Origin of the sequence: Mesorhizobium sp., from assembly GCF_024509055.1 — a bacterium.
Classification (GTDB): Bacteria; Pseudomonadota; Alphaproteobacteria; order Rhizobiales; family Rhizobiaceae; genus Mesorhizobium.
On the sequence record NZ_JANINM010000524.1, the window covers coordinates 70,152 to 83,486 of the forward strand.

At 63.5% G+C, this 13,335-nt stretch carries 13 protein-coding genes; 2 read left to right on the forward strand and 11 right to left on the reverse strand.

What is annotated here, in order from left to right:
* Nucleotides 1–88 precede the first annotated feature (88 nt).
* The 4 genes from Q0L57_RS31430 to Q0L57_RS34320 all read right to left on the reverse strand — a co-directional run bounded on the left by Q0L57_RS31430 (nt 89) and on the right by Q0L57_RS34320 (nt 4,891).
* Nucleotides 89–856 carry an ATP-dependent Zn protease gene (locus Q0L57_RS31430; protein WP_296746984.1) on the reverse strand — a complete coding sequence of 256 codons (768 nt, stop codon included), beginning with the start codon at nt 854–856 and terminating at the stop codon, nt 89–91.
* Nucleotides 853–2,745 (reverse strand): ATP-binding protein, encoded by a 1,893-nt coding sequence (locus tag Q0L57_RS31435; protein WP_296746985.1) that lies wholly within the window; start codon nt 2,743–2,745, stop codon nt 853–855. Before Q0L57_RS31435 ends, Q0L57_RS31430 begins: the two co-directional genes overlap by 4 nt.
* 161 nt (nt 2,746–2,906) lie before the next feature.
* The gene (locus Q0L57_RS31440) at nt 2,907–4,451 is read right to left on the reverse strand and encodes an AAA family ATPase (protein ID WP_296746986.1); all 1,545 of its coding nucleotides are present in this window, start codon (nt 4,449–4,451) and stop codon (nt 2,907–2,909) included.
* A gap of 5 nt (nt 4,452–4,456) precedes the next feature.
* On the reverse strand, nt 4,457–4,891 hold the full coding sequence (locus Q0L57_RS34320) for a DUF6634 family protein (protein WP_366940968.1): 435 nt from the start codon (nt 4,889–4,891) through the stop codon (nt 4,457–4,459).
* A gap of 83 nt (nt 4,892–4,974) precedes the next feature.
* On the opposite strand from Q0L57_RS34320, the gene Q0L57_RS34325 reads away from it, so the two are divergent.
* The gene (locus tag Q0L57_RS34325) at nt 4,975–5,235 is read left to right on the forward strand and encodes a helix-turn-helix transcriptional regulator (RefSeq protein ID WP_366940969.1); all 261 of its coding nucleotides are present in this window, start codon (nt 4,975–4,977) and stop codon (nt 5,233–5,235) included.
* A 1,062-nt stretch (nt 5,236–6,297) separates the two neighbouring features.
* Nucleotides 6,298–6,678, forward strand: a complete 381-nt coding sequence (locus Q0L57_RS31450; protein ID WP_296746988.1) for a hypothetical protein — start codon at nt 6,298–6,300, stop codon at nt 6,676–6,678.
* A 10-nt stretch (nt 6,679–6,688) separates the two neighbouring features.
* On the opposite strand, the gene Q0L57_RS31455 is transcribed toward Q0L57_RS31450, so the two are convergent.
* From Q0L57_RS31455 to Q0L57_RS31485, 7 genes are all read right to left on the reverse strand, one after another.
* The gene (locus tag Q0L57_RS31455; protein ID WP_296746989.1) at nt 6,689–8,599 is read right to left on the reverse strand and encodes a KUP/HAK/KT family potassium transporter; all 1,911 of its coding nucleotides are present in this window, start codon (nt 8,597–8,599) and stop codon (nt 6,689–6,691) included.
* A 247-nt stretch (nt 8,600–8,846) separates the two neighbouring features.
* Nucleotides 8,847–9,755, reverse strand: a complete 909-nt coding sequence (locus Q0L57_RS31460; RefSeq protein WP_296746990.1) for an anti-sigma factor — start codon at nt 9,753–9,755, stop codon at nt 8,847–8,849.
* Entirely contained in the window at nt 9,742–10,281 is a 540-nt protein-coding gene (locus Q0L57_RS31465) for a sigma-70 family RNA polymerase sigma factor (RefSeq protein WP_296746991.1), read from the reverse strand. The genes Q0L57_RS31460 and Q0L57_RS31465 overlap by 14 nt, the downstream gene beginning before the upstream one ends.
* 46 nt (nt 10,282–10,327) lie before the next feature.
* Nucleotides 10,328–10,531: a hypothetical protein gene (locus tag Q0L57_RS31470; protein WP_296746992.1), complete on the reverse strand. Its 204-nt coding sequence runs from the start codon at nt 10,529–10,531 to the stop codon at nt 10,328–10,330.
* A 235-nt stretch (nt 10,532–10,766) separates the two neighbouring features.
* Nucleotides 10,767–12,149, reverse strand: a complete 1,383-nt coding sequence (chrA, locus tag Q0L57_RS31475) for a chromate efflux transporter (protein ID WP_296746993.1) — start codon at nt 12,147–12,149, stop codon at nt 10,767–10,769.
* Entirely contained in the window at nt 12,146–12,964 is an 819-nt protein-coding gene (locus tag Q0L57_RS31480) for a sulfurtransferase/chromate resistance protein (protein ID WP_296746994.1), read from the reverse strand. The genes chrA and Q0L57_RS31480 overlap by 4 nt, the downstream gene beginning before the upstream one ends.
* A gap of 159 nt (nt 12,965–13,123) precedes the next feature.
* Nucleotides 13,124–13,335 (reverse strand): SDR family oxidoreductase (locus Q0L57_RS31485; protein ID WP_296746995.1); only part of this gene is annotated, 212 nt, incomplete at its 5' end.

Genomic DNA, 13,335 nt, shown 5'->3' on the forward strand with positions numbered 1-13,335 from the left:
TGGGCGCGTGTATGGGCCATCGAATCCAGGATTCGCGATCCTAGAGGTCAAAGCGACGGCCGTTGTCGTTGTTCTGAATCCTGTCGGCCTAGCCGGGGCGCTCCCGGAAATGCTTCCTGACTTCGGCGAGGACAGCATCGAGTTCCGGCCCCTCCAGCGTACCTGCGTCGAATAGCTTCTCGGCCAAGAAGTCTAGGGCTCGAATTTGTTCGCGAACGATGACCCGGGCCGCATCATACGCACGCTCGAGTCGGTCGTTCACCCGCCCAGCCAACTCTGGGTCGGCGGCAAGCGTTGCGGCGACCTCGTTCGGCTTGCGATAGAGAAGCGGCCATTTGCCCCCAAAGCCGAGGACCAGTTCCATGTCGAGCGCAAGCCGAGTCGCTAAGGACAGATCGCTGTATTCAATGCCCCCGGAGTTGGCCGAGATCGACCTGAGCATGACTTCCTCGGCCGCTCGGCCAGCCAACGTTTCGATCAGCACGCTGGTAAGCCAAGCCTCGGTTAGTTCATCCTGGCCCGTCCTCCCGATGACATAGCCGCCTTTGGGTGCCTCAATGGTCATCTCGGAAATCGGGCCGAACGCGAGGAGGAGACGCGCGATAGCGTGCCCCGCTTCGTGGATTGCCATCCGCAAGCGGACGACCATCGAGCGCGAAGTTTTCGCCCCGACGATCAGGCCTTCCAGATCTAGATAGGTAAGTGGACGCTGCTCGCGCCGCGCCTGCTGCCTGGCTTCCTTGACCACGCGTTCGATGTCGGCTCCGGTGAGGCCTTGCGCCTTCCCGGCAAGCGCCTTGAGCGCGAGGTCACCGGGATTCCGCGCTGGTGCAACTGCTGTCTGCGTCGTGATCATCCTGCATCTACCTCCGATCGAGAGGGGATCGCGGCGGCGACCAGATCGCGATATGGCTGGTCGGATACAATCGCCATTCCTTCCTGCAGCAAGCTGTCCAGCTCGGCTTTCCCTGCCTTCTTTGGTGCGCTGGTTAAGACGCCGTCGACGTCGGCGCCGAGATGATGCCGCAAAATTGTTAGCCGCGACTCTGCGTCGGGCAGAGGGATCTCGATTTGCCTCTCTAGTCGCCCAGAGCGGAGCAGTGCAGGGTCGATCGAGGAAGGATTGTTGGTCGCGCAAACTACGATGACACCGCTGGTGCGCGACACGCCGTCGAGCATCTCCAAGCCGCAGTTGACGAGACTGTTCCAGTAGTCCGCGTATTCTTTCGCAAGAAAGTCGACGCGACGGCCGATGCCGTCGAATTCATCGATGAAGAGGATGCAGGGCCTGTGCGCCTGCGCCTCGGCGAAAGCGTTCCGGATGCGCTTCAAGACATCACCCAGATGGGAGGGTTCCAGCCATCGCGCGACAGATGTCGCCAGCAGCGGAATTTGCAGGCTATTGCAGAGGGCACGGGCAAACATGGTCTTCCCAACGCCGGGCGGGCCCGAAAGCAGGATCTTGGTGCTCATGTCGGCCCAGGCAAGCTTTCCGGCGCGCCAGAGCGGCAGTTCGTCACGAATCTGCAAGGCCCAGTTGCTCGCTTCGCCATAGCCGGCCAAGGTTTCGATCGTCGGAACGGGCTGCCCGGTGAGAATTTCGGACGGCACCTCCGGTTTTATGATATCGCTACCCGAACCCGGAGCGGTGCCCCTGCGGGGCGGGGATAAGTCGGAGGACCGGGATTTTCCCTTCTGTGTTGCTTTGTCGAGGCCATCTTTCGGTCCACCGTCGGCATCGTCTTCTGCGTCGGCCAGCCTGCGTAGACTTTCGGCCGCAGTGTCGGCGGTGACCCCATGTCGGATGGCGATTGCGAGATCGCTAAGCCCCAGCGGCCCGCAATCGATGCCGTCCAGCTTGCCGGCCGACGGCGACTCTCCGATTACGGTCTCGATGGTGCGGCGGGCGATCTCCGTGTTCAATGTTCCGCAGGCAAGATCGAGTTGGGACGCCCGGGCGAGCTTCGAGGAAAGCCGTTCCTTGCTCTCGGTGACGGTAAGGATCGGATAGACGCTGAGGGCGGCGTTATCGATCTGTCGCTCGCTATCTTCCTCGTCATGATCATGCCCGGTAAAAATGACAATCCGCCAGCGGGCGGCGGCAAGGTGCTCGAAAAGGAATGACCGACGCCTCTCATCATAGCCGGTCGAGCTCTCTACGGCGCCACGCAGGACCGAGCCGCGCTTCAAGAGTTCGAGGAAGGTCCTCTCGAACCCTCGTGTCTCGCAAAGCACGGTCACGATTGGCCGCCGCAGCCTGAGGGGTCGTAGGACCTTGCCGAGCCCCTCCTTGCTGTCCGGCACGGCCTGCGCGACGAGGAGCATGGCAGCGACATCTGAGGCGCGGGGCGGCTCCGCCGCGGCGCGTATGGCTCGCACCATGGCCAAGTCGTCGTCTCGTGTCCGTTTCCGAGAGCCCACTTCGCGCGCGTCTGAGCATTTTCCCTCCCGCGTCTCGCCTGGTTCGACATCCGCATCAACGGTCAACTCTTCAGACCCACCACGGATCGGATGCCGTGTCTCGTTCGGGAGTCTGCGTCGATGACGCGACAGTATCGCCACCGCCTGCATCGGCGACATGCGGCTGCCTGCGTCCGGATTCCGGTGATAGACTGAAAGCATACGTCCCTGGCTCTCGACATCCTCTCGCCGAAGGATTCCAGCTTCGACGGCATCCGCAAGGGCGAGTGTCATCGCCTTGCGACGCAGTCGCTTGAGGAGGTGGAACGCGAGGCGCTCGTTCATCAGATGGTTTCCTTGCTCGACCCGTTGCGTCCGGATGCGGCTACGTTTCTTCTTGCACTTCAACGGTGGATCCTACGTCACGGCGCATCGGTTGCACCCGGCAGCGGCAGCGTTCCTTTTCTGCGTTTGCCAATGACGAGCCCTGCATTTCATGGTGATCGTCATTGCCTTGGCCCGTGCCGCTCTCGAGCTTCGACGAGCGCCTCCAGGAGTTGTTGGAGCTTTCGGATCGAGCCGCCGCGCCAATGCTCGCCAAGCGCGGCCAGTTCATAATGTTCGAGCGCCGCCGCCCACCGCGCGTCATGCCCGGCGTCGACGTAGAGGCGCTCGAGAATACGCGGCGCGAGCACGTCGAGCTGATCTGGACCAGGCTCCGGGAACATGATCACCCGGCATCGATCGAGAAGCACTGGAGAAACGGTCGCGGTCGTGTTGGCCGTCATCAGCCACGAAATGTGAGATAGGTCGCAAGCGGATTGTACGTATGGATCGAACCATCGCGACGAGGTTTCCTGTTCGAACAGACCGACCAGCACATCGTGGACAGCGCCATTGTACCGAGAAGTGCCGACCTTCTCGATCTCGTCCAAGACGACGACAGGGCCTGCCGTATGATGGCGGCGCACTGCCAGCACAGCGATGCTGGGCTCGCCTGACGACCAACGCCTGGGCGTTCCGCCGATCGCGCTATCGCTGAGGCCCCCGCACGAAACCAATTCGAACCGAAGGGCGAGTTCTTCGCAGAGCCGCCGGACAAGCCGTGTCTTGCCGCATCCCGGCTTGCCGACCAGAACCGTGGGACGGAAATGGACATGCTTGCGGCCTACCAGGCGTTTGAGAAGGTCATCAATGACCGCGACGGCATATGGGAACTCGTCCGCCAGCCGCTTCCGTACCCGTGTGAGATCGGGAACCGGCGGCAACGGCAGGGGAACCTTTAGGAGCTTCTCGAATTCCTTGCCGACGCGTTTGCCCTCGGACGTACTGTCGTTGCCGATCGCCCGGAAGACGACCACGGCACCCTTCGAGAGGTCGGTTTGCTGAGCGTTTTCCCTCGCGACCGTCTTTTCGGCGTCGGAAGAGTTCTTGTCCTCCGCCCGTTTGGCCTCACGTTCAGGTAGCTCGAGCACCGCCTCGAACTCTTCGGCATAAGATCGCAGATCTCGGCTCACTCTGCCGCGAGACCAGCTCGTGAACCCGGCCCGGCGCATATTGCCCAAATTGTTGGCAACGACCGCCCATGCGAGCGCCCTAGGCACCAAATCGAAGTCGCGATTGTCACGAACGTCCGTAAACGCGATCGATGCCGTCTCGCCAGCAATCACGGCGGCGGCGTCTGAGTTACCGAACGACGCTAGATAAAACCGCACGCGCAGCCTGGCCGCATACGCCGCCGTGTCGTTGAAGGCAGACGCTGCTTCCAGCGCCGAGTCGACGCATCGGACGGCTTCTTCGCTCTGGTCGACCGCGAGATCGTCTAGCGCGGCGGCTAACGGAGCGATCTCAAAGCGAGGCTGATGCTTCAGCCGGCGCGAGAGCCGCTCCGCGAATTCGCGGATATCGACCGCCATGTCCGCCTTGAAAAAAGCCATGCCCCTCAAGAGCTCGACTTCGGTCGGCAGGTGCTGGCCGGCGATCGCCGCTTTGAGCCGCCGCTGGAAGTGTCGATCCCGACTGGAGCGTGAATCCCTGGCGGCCACGGCCATCGACCTCACGCATCCAGTCCGGAACGCTCTACAGGTCGGCCGAGCCGATACCACCGAGACAGGGTCCTCGCCCAGGCCATGTCGTGAGATATCAACCATACGTCTGAGGTTGCTATCGATCGGTTCTCGCCGGTCAGCTTTGGGTGTCCGGTCGACAGCCCTACTAGGCATGGAGCTGCCCGGTTTGCGAGGAACCACCGATCGAGGATAGGAGCAGTTTCATCGCCCGCTATGGCTTCCGGTGGGACGCCCTGAAGGATTCGCTCGATGTCGCCGGCGAGCGCCTTGAGCCGTTCCGACTCCGTGGCGAGCAATCCTTCCGTCCGTCCGCCTCGACCAAACACAACCATCGCTCCCTCCACCGTCGCCAGCATCGAATCCTTGGGTGATTCGCGAAAATCGACGCGCGACTCATACGGCGCCGCGCAATCGGCGTCCATACCGCCATAAATTGGCAGATTAGACGCCAGTTTGTGGCGTCAACAATTCTGTGATCGAGTGCCCTTCAACCAAGGAAGCGGTAGTGATCGTTCCAAACGAAATCTTGCGGGCGGCACGATCAGCGCTTGGCATAAGCCAGGCCGAGCTCGCGAAGCTTTCCGGTGTCGGAGAGCGTACAATTCTGCGTGTCGAGCAGAACGAGCGCGTCGCGGTCCGAACGCTTCACCGCATCCAGGCCGCTCTCGAAGACCGTGGACTGGAATTCATCGCGAGCGAGCCTGGGCATGGGCCGGGGTTAAGGATTCCGCTTGCCTTGATAAAGCGCGACGACTTGCGGTTCTGAACTGCCCTCTCACGCACTACGGTGGATGCCGGACGTCCGATAGCGGCGGCGCCGAACTACACCTGAACGGCGATAGGAATTGGCCAAGGTGAGCGGGCTTGGACGCTAGGCGCAGTCAGTGCGCGCCAAAAAGGCTCCGGCCAAACGGAAGGCCACGAGCTAGGGGACGAAGGGTTCGGAGCACCTAGCCTTAGCTGCTCCCCCATCATCATTCGCGGGCGGGTCGAGCCACTGCCAAGTAGTGTGGATGCGGCGACAACGCATATCTGGCTCATCGGCCTCTTCGTCACCAGCGTCCTCAAGGCTGTCTGAAGCGCCGGCCGCACGCCTCCTCAATGGTCCGACAATACAATTCCTAGCTGAATGGAACTGATCGGTAGGTCGTCAATTAGGAGCGGAACCGTCGCGTTCCGATTTCCATTTTTTTGAGGAACGTGGACCTCAATGGGGGTCCGATTCCGCCGCCCACGCTCTATGTTGCAATAGGGTTCTTCGCCTTCGTTTGGAACAACCAAGCATGTCGAGGCTGCCGCGGCAGAGCGGGTGCCCTCCTGCTGGACAGACTATTCCTCTTCCGTGCGGGATAAAACCTCTGCCAACACAGCTTGCCGGGTCGGCCGCTCCTATCCGAATAGTTAGACTAAGGTCAGAAGCCACTCTTAAAGCCCGCCCTCCGGGCAGGTCCGGGAGACCGGCACGAACGCAGTCGCATCCCTATCCGCGAACCGCCACCGAAGACGCGGCTGGGGGCGGCTACAGCACAATTTGGGTAGTGCGCCGCCCCCATCCGCTTCTGTCGCCGATCGACCGCCGTGATCTGAGAACTATGAGCGTATTGCCGGGACGAAAAACACCTCGTTTTGAGCCGTGCCTCGGTAAATGTCGGTAACTACTTGTTCGCCCCTAAAAGAGCGGCAGATTCCTAATCTGTAGGTCACAGGTTCGATTCCTGTCGGGATCACCATGCTTTCAGCACCAGGCCGAGTTTCCAGGAAGGGATGGGGCCGCCAACGACGAATTGCGACGCGGCTTCGGGAAAAATCGGCGGGCTTTCGGAAATCCATGAACAAGAAAATCGTGTCGGTGCTGGCCGCGCTCGTATTGATGGGCGGTTGCAAAACAGTTCCGGCCTCGGATGAGACGGTCTGGATCAGGACCGACGGCCACCCGCTGTCCGACGACCCGACCTACTATCAGACGAAATTCGAAATCGATCGCGTGGTTTGCGTGAGCGAGGTACGGAAATCGGCTGCCGGAGCGTCCCAAGGCCAGCTTCAGGGCCTCGGCGGCGCGATCGATCCGCTGCGGCATCAGGATGCGCGCGGCAAGGCGATCCTCGACCTCATGAAGCAATGCATGGCCGGCAAGGGTTACGTGCTCGTGCCGAAATCCTCATCGGAAGCGGTATCGGCTGCATACCGCAAGCAGCGCGCCAAACCGTAGCAGGCCTCGGTCAGATCTTGAATTCGAGGCCGATTTCCATGATCTGCCCGGCCGGGATGTTGAAATAGGCACCGGGCCGCTGCGCATTGCGGTGCATGAAGGCGAAAAGGTGCTTGCGCCAAGGCGCCATCCCTTCCTTGAGCGCGCCGGCGACGATCGTCTCATGCCCGATATAGTAGGTGAGCTGCGACAAGTCGCATTTGCCGATCTGCTCGCGCGCAAGCGCCGCCCGAAGACCGTCCGGCACGTCGGGGTTCTCCATGAACCCATAGCGCAGTTCGACCCGGGTCAGGTCGTCTGAAATCTGGCGGATTGAGGCCCGCTCTTCGTCGGTCACGCGCGGTGTCTCGGTCACTTCGATCGCCACCAGAAGCATCTTGCGATGCATCACATGGTTGAGCTTGAGGTTCTGCGACAAGGCAAACGGAATGCCTTTGGTCAACCGCCCAAGCACGACGGCGGTCCCTTCGATGCGGAAGGGCGGCTTTGCCTCGATGCCTGCCTTGAAGTCGGCGACCGTCTGGCGGACAGCCAACCGCGCCTTGTCCAGGATCTCCACGCCGCGGCGCCAAGTGATCATGAGGAAGGCGATTAGAACGGAGATCGTGAGCGGGAACCAGCCGCCATCCAGCAGTTTCGTCGAGGCGGATGCGAAATACAGCAGCTCCAGCAGGAAAAGGCTGCCGTTGACGACAAGCACGATAACCGGATTATGCTTCCAATGCAGCGCCACGAAGGCGGCGAGCACGGTGGTGATCACCATCAGCAGCGACACCGCGATGCCATAGGCGCCGGCCAGCGCATCCGAGGAGCGGAAGCCCAGGACCGCGGTGAGCGTCGCGACCGCAAGGGTCCAGTTGACCAGCGGAATGTAGATCTGCCCACGTTCGTGCCCTGCCGTATGGATCACGCTCATGCGCGGCAGGAAGCCGAGCTGGGCCGCCTGTTGCGTCAGCGAAAAGGCGCCAGTGATGATCGCCTGCGATGCGATGACGGTTGCCGCCGCAGCCAACGCGATCAATCCATAATGCGACCACTCGGGAGCCAGGCGGTAGAACGGATTGCTGATGGCCGAGGGGTCGGCCAGCAGCAATCCGCCCTGCCCGAAGTAATTCAGCGTCAGCGTCGGCAGCGCCACGCCGAACCAGGCGACACGGATCGGGAACGGCCCAAAATGGCCCATGTCCGCATAAAGCGCCTCGCCGCCGGTGACCGCCAGGAAGGCGCTCCCGATCACCGTGAAGGCCAGCGGCCCGGCATGCCACAGATAGCTGATGGCCGGCCATGGGCTGAGCGCGGCAAGGATTGCCGGCCCCTTGATGATGCCGCTGATGCCAAGAACGCCGATGACCGCGAACCAGACCAGCATGATCGGCCCGAAGATGCCTCCGATCCAGCTCGTCCCCTTCTTCTGAAAGAGGAACAGCACGATCAGGATCGCGACGGTCAGCGGGACGACGATATGTTGCGTCTGCGGCGCATAAACCTCGAGGCCTTCGATGGCGCTGAGCACGGACATGGCGGGCGTGATCGCCCCGTCGCCGTAGAGCAGTGTCGCGCCGAAGAGGCCGACCAGCACCATCAGGGCGCGCCAGCGATTTTGCTTGGCGCGCTGCGGACTGACCAGCGCAAGCAGTGCGAGAATGCCGCCTTCCCCGCCATTGTCGGCGCGCATGATCAGGATCGCATACTTTATCGAGATGACGATGATCAGCGACCAGAAGATCAGTGAAACGATGCCGATGATCGCCTGAGGAGCCGGGCTGCTGCCCGCCGGCGTTGCCGAATTGATTGCGACCTGCAGCGCGTAGAGGGGACTTGTCCCGATATCGCCGAAGACCACTCCCATACAGGCAAGAGCTGTCGCCGCCCAGGCGCGGCGCTGCCCATGATCAACATCCGCTTGGGCGGTAGCCGTCATGACAACTCTCCCCTTTTCCCTTTTGGTAGTCTTCCCGACAGCCGCCGACAAGCTGCTTTGAGCCGCCTCCGGCAATCAAGGCCCGATTCAGCGCACGGAAGGACGACAGGAACACGACGCTCGCGCACGCACGCCGGATGGGCGGCATGCCGGCCGAGGGCCGTCGGCGGCAACGTCGAGCGTCCGCTGAGGCGGTGAGAGGATCGGCGCCTCGCGATGCAGGGCCGGTTTAGAGGCACCCTAATCGTCAGCCCGGGCTGCCTGCCGCCGGGTTGGCGATGACCGCCGCCCGGAAGCTGGCGACGAAATCGTCGAGCGCGGGCCGCTCCGCATCCGAGATCGCCCAGTAGGAGAAGGCGTCGTCTGTCCAGTGGACGAGCAGAAAGCCTCCGGCTGAAAGGTCATCAGCCACCGGTACGGATTTAGCCTCGTTCTGTCGCGGCGCCGCCACCAGCGTGATCAGATGCTCGTGATGGCGGTAGACCAGCGCCGGCATCGGCCTGTCGCCGATGACCTCGACGCGCCCGCCGAGCAGCGCGTAGCCGTCCTTGGCCATGTCGGGCGCCGGTGGCGACACGCCGATCCGGCTATCGAGCCATGGCTTCACCGTGTGCCGGTCGGACGAAACGATGTCGACCGGCGTCGCCGCGAGCAGGCTGCGGCGATGGCCGTTGGCGACGGCGACCGCGAAACTGTCGGGCGCATTGTCGACCATCAGCCACTGCGTCGCCCCGCTGGCGAGGAATGCGGTGAGCACGATCGAAGCCGCCATCTGGCGCCAGTCGAAGGAGCCGAAGCGGCGCGCCGGGCCGCGCGGCCGCATCTCGATCACCTTGCCTTGTTGCTGCTGCGCGGATGGCGGCTGTTCCGCCGTCACGGTATCCTGCGCGGTGGACACCTCATCGGCGCCTGCCACCCTGCCGATAGCCGCGATGCGCGCCAGGAAATCCTCGCTCACGGCCGGGCGCGGCACGCTGGCGACGGCGGCGCGCAACGCAACGATCCGCTCGTGTTCCGCGGCAAGATCGGGATCGGCGGCGATGCGCCGTTCGACGGCGAGTGCCGCGGCGGCGTCCAGTTCGCCATCGACAAGGGCGTGGATCATCAGCTTCATATCCTGCGGGTCTTCCGGCAATCCGTCCTCACGCGGGCTCATGGCGCCCTCCAATATCGGCCATCAGGAGGCCACGGGCACGCGCCAGCCGCGACATCACCGTGCCCTGCGGCACGCCGAGCATGGCGGCGATCTCGCGATAGCTGAGACCGTTTATGTCGCGCAGCACCAGCGTTTCGCGAAAAGCCTGCGGCAGCCTTGCGATCGCCGCTTCAACCGCGGCCGAGTTCGCCTTGGCGATCAGCGCCGCCTCCGGGCTGTCGGCATCGCTGTCGGGCGGCGGCGAGACATCGTCGAGGTCGGCGAGATCGCCGACGGCCACCACCGCCCGGGGACGGTTGCGCGCCATCCAGGTGTAGGAGGCGTTGCGCACGATGGTGAGCAGCCAGGCGCGGGCATTGCCGCCGGCAAAGCCGGCGATGCCTGCATGCGCCTTGAGACAGGCTTCCTGCACGACATCCTCGGCATCGGAGGCGTTTCCGGTCAGCCAGCGGGCGAGCGACAGCGCGTCGCCGAGATGCGGCAGCACCACTTCGGCGAAACGCGCGGCCAGGATCTTTTCGCTCAACACCGTTCCACCGCCAGGCGCTCCCGCCGAGGGCTTGCGACCATCCTCAATCGATGGCGTCGATTTGTCCCTGCTCGTGCGGGCGAAGACCGCGATTGCAGGCGAACGCGCCTGTTTCGGTGGAGGTGAAGGCATAGGGGTCACCGGAGTCAAGCGCCTCGGAAGCGAGCGGCGCAGCGCTGGCCGCGACGAGATGCGGGATGTCGCCATCATTGTCGTGAGTCCCGATGGATAGGACGCGCGCGGTCATCGCTAGTCAGGCCACTGCATCCGAAGCATGCAGTACCGGTTCATTCCACCCGCCCGGTAGCGGCGGCAACGGCCTTCGCTCGTCCCCGTGACACTCCTGTTGTCATGCTGATCCATGGCGATCTCCTGCGGCGCAACCTGTGGTGCATGCCTTGAAGACCGGCGATCCCGGCGGTTTATTCCCGAGACGGCAAATATTTTTCGATCACGCCAATTTGACCGCTCGATCGCAAGGATTACAGGGCCTGCAGCACGAACCCGGCCAGCGCGGATCCAGCCAACGTCGGCAGCATGCCGAACTTCAGCCTGAATACGGCAAACATGGCCGCCGCCGACAACAGCGCGGCGCGCCAGTCGAGCGAGGAGAGGACCGGAACCTCCACGCCCCAGCCCACGCTTTCTATCCTGCCGAACACGACATGCAGCGCGAACCACAACGCAAGGTTCATGATCACGCCGACGATCGCCGCAGTGATCGCGCCGAGCGCCGCGGACAATGTCTTGTTCTGCCGCAGTTGCTCGATGTAGGGCGCGCCCAGGAATATCCAGAAAAAGCAGGGTACGAAGGTTACCCACAGCGTCAGCAGCGATCCAAGCGACCCGGCAAGCAGCGGGCTGATCGCCCCGCCATGACGATAGGCAGCGGCGAAGCCTACGAACTGCAGCACGAGGATCAGCGGACCGGGCGTCGTCTCGGCCAGGCCGAGCCCGTCGACCATTTCCCCGGGCGAAAGCCAGCCGAAAGAGGTGACGGCCGCTTGCGCGACGTAGGACAATGCCGCATAGGCGCCGCCGAAGGTGACGACGGCCATCAGGCTGAAGAATCCCCCGATCTGCGCCCAAACGCTGGCCGGGCCGGCAAGCAGGGCGATCAACGCCACCGGGCCGAGCCATACCGGCAACCAGATCGCCATCATGCGCGGAGCGTGCCATCGCCTCGGCATGGTGTGGCCAAGCTCGCCGCGTTCGAACATCAGGTCGACCACGGCGCGGCTGTCGGCAGCAGCGTTGCCCCTTCCATTCGCCGAGCCCGAAAACACCGCCGGCGCGAAGCGGCTGCCGATCCAGCCAAGCAAGCCTGCCGAAAGCACGATCAGCGGGAACGGCAACTTCGCCACGTAGATGGCGAGGAAAGCCGCCACCGCGATCGCCACCATCGCCCGGTTCTTCAGCGCCCGCTTGCCGATCCGGATGACCGCCTCGACGACGATCGCAAGCACCGCCGCCTTGATGCCGAAGAACAACGCTTCGACGACCGGCGCGTCATGATAGAGCATGTAGAAGCTGCTCAAGGCCAGCATGACGATGGCGCCGGGCAGCACGAACAATATGCCGGCGACCAGGCCGCCGGCCGTGCGGTGCAGTAGCCACCCGATATAGATGGCAAGCTGCTGCGCCTCCGGGCCCGGCAAGAGCATGCAGTAATTGAGCGCATGCAGGAACCGCTCCTCGCCGATCCAGCGTCGTTCCTCGACCAATTCCTTATGCATCAGCGCGATCTGTCCGGCCGGCCCGCCGAAGGAGAGCAGCCCAATCTTCGCCCACAGCCTGGTCGCCTCGCCGAAGCTCGGCGCGACCGGGATCTCGGCAACCTCGCCCTGTGTGGCCACCGAGCTCACGGCGCCTTGCCTCCGATTGGCCAGTTATGCGTCTCTTCGGTCGCATCGCGGCACCAGCGGAAGAAGGCATCGTAAAGCAGCATGCCCGCCTCGAGCTGTTCGAGGTCGTCGCGGAACATGCGCGACAGGCCAAGCGAGGCGGCGAGGAAGCCGGCCGCCTGCGGAACGAGGTCGAGGCGCGCCGTATCGGCCGCGCGCACGATAAGCGCCAGGCGATCGAGCGGGTCGGACCGCAGCCCGAATTCCTCGATCATCGTATCGAAGCTGCAGCGTTCACCGCGATGGCTCCAGAACACGCCGTCTATGTCGAACGGAACCGCGCCAAAGCGTTCGGCCGTGGCCGGCACCTCGGCCGCGTCGACGAACAGGAACACCGCCGCCGGATCGATGAAACGGCGGATCAGCCATGGGCATGCGATGCGGTCGACCTTCGGCCGCGCGCGGGTGACCCAGATGGTGCGCCCCTTTTCATCGCGCGGCGGTACAGCGCCGGCCACGACCAATGGCGCCCCGGCGGCAGCCCAGGCCTCGAAGCCGCCTTCCAGCGATTCCGCCGCGATGCCCTCATGGCGCAGCCACGCGGCGACGCCCTGCGAGAGCTTTTGCCCTTTCTGGCAGATGACGGCGACCCTGGACCCCTGGAATTCGGCCGCCCAGGTCGAGACGGTTCTGAAATCGCGCCGGCACGCGGCGGGCAGCAAGCGCGGATCGGCATCAAAATCGTCATCGACGCGCACGTCGACGAGACGAGGCGCATCCGGCAGACCGACAAGTCGGGCAAGCTGCGGCACGGTTATTTGAGTTGTTGATGGCATGGCGTCCACCTCCTGAATGAAGAGAGTTTGGACGCGATCGTTAGGCTGACGCCTCACGGGGTCGTCGCGGGGAACCCCTTGCCATGATGCTGGAGCGATCCCCGCTAATTGTCAAGAAAGGTGGCGCTGCTCGCCGCCTCCCACAAGACGATGGGTCGATTACTCCGCCGTCCAGCCGCCGTCCATCGGCAGGACCGTGCCGGTCATCTGCTTGGCAGCATCCGAGCACAGGAACAGCGACAGGGCCGCAAGCTCGTCGACGGTCACGAACTCCTTGGTCGGCTGCGCGGCCAGAAGCACATCGTGCTTGACCTGTTCCTCGGTCATGCCGCGCGCCTTCATCGTGTCGGGGATCTGCTTCTCGACCAGCG

Coding starts and splice junctions, on each gene's coding strand:
- Q0L57_RS31430 (WP_296746984.1), bottom strand. CDS start 856: ATGATCACGACGCAGACAGCAGTTGCACCAGCGCGGAATCCCGGTGAC.
- Q0L57_RS31435 (WP_296746985.1), bottom strand. CDS start 2,745: ATGAACGAGCGCCTCGCGTTCCACCTCCTCAAGCGACTGCGTCGCAAG.
- Q0L57_RS31440 (WP_296746986.1), bottom strand. CDS start 4,451: ATGGCCGTGGCCGCCAGGGATTCACGCTCCAGTCGGGATCGACACTTC.
- Q0L57_RS34320 (WP_366940968.1), bottom strand. CDS start 4,891: ATGGACGCCGATTGCGCGGCGCCGTATGAGTCGCGCGTCGATTTTCGC.
- Q0L57_RS31450 (WP_296746988.1), top strand. CDS start 6,298: ATGAACAAGAAAATCGTGTCGGTGCTGGCCGCGCTCGTATTGATGGGC.
- Q0L57_RS31455 (WP_296746989.1), bottom strand. CDS start 8,599: ATGACGGCTACCGCCCAAGCGGATGTTGATCATGGGCAGCGCCGCGCC.
- Q0L57_RS31460 (WP_296746990.1), bottom strand. CDS start 9,755: ATGAGCCCGCGTGAGGACGGATTGCCGGAAGACCCGCAGGATATGAAG.
- Q0L57_RS31470 (WP_296746992.1), bottom strand. CDS start 10,531: ATGACCGCGCGCGTCCTATCCATCGGGACTCACGACAATGATGGCGAC.
- Q0L57_RS31480 (WP_296746994.1), bottom strand. CDS start 12,964: ATGCCATCAACAACTCAAATAACCGTGCCGCAGCTTGCCCGACTTGTC.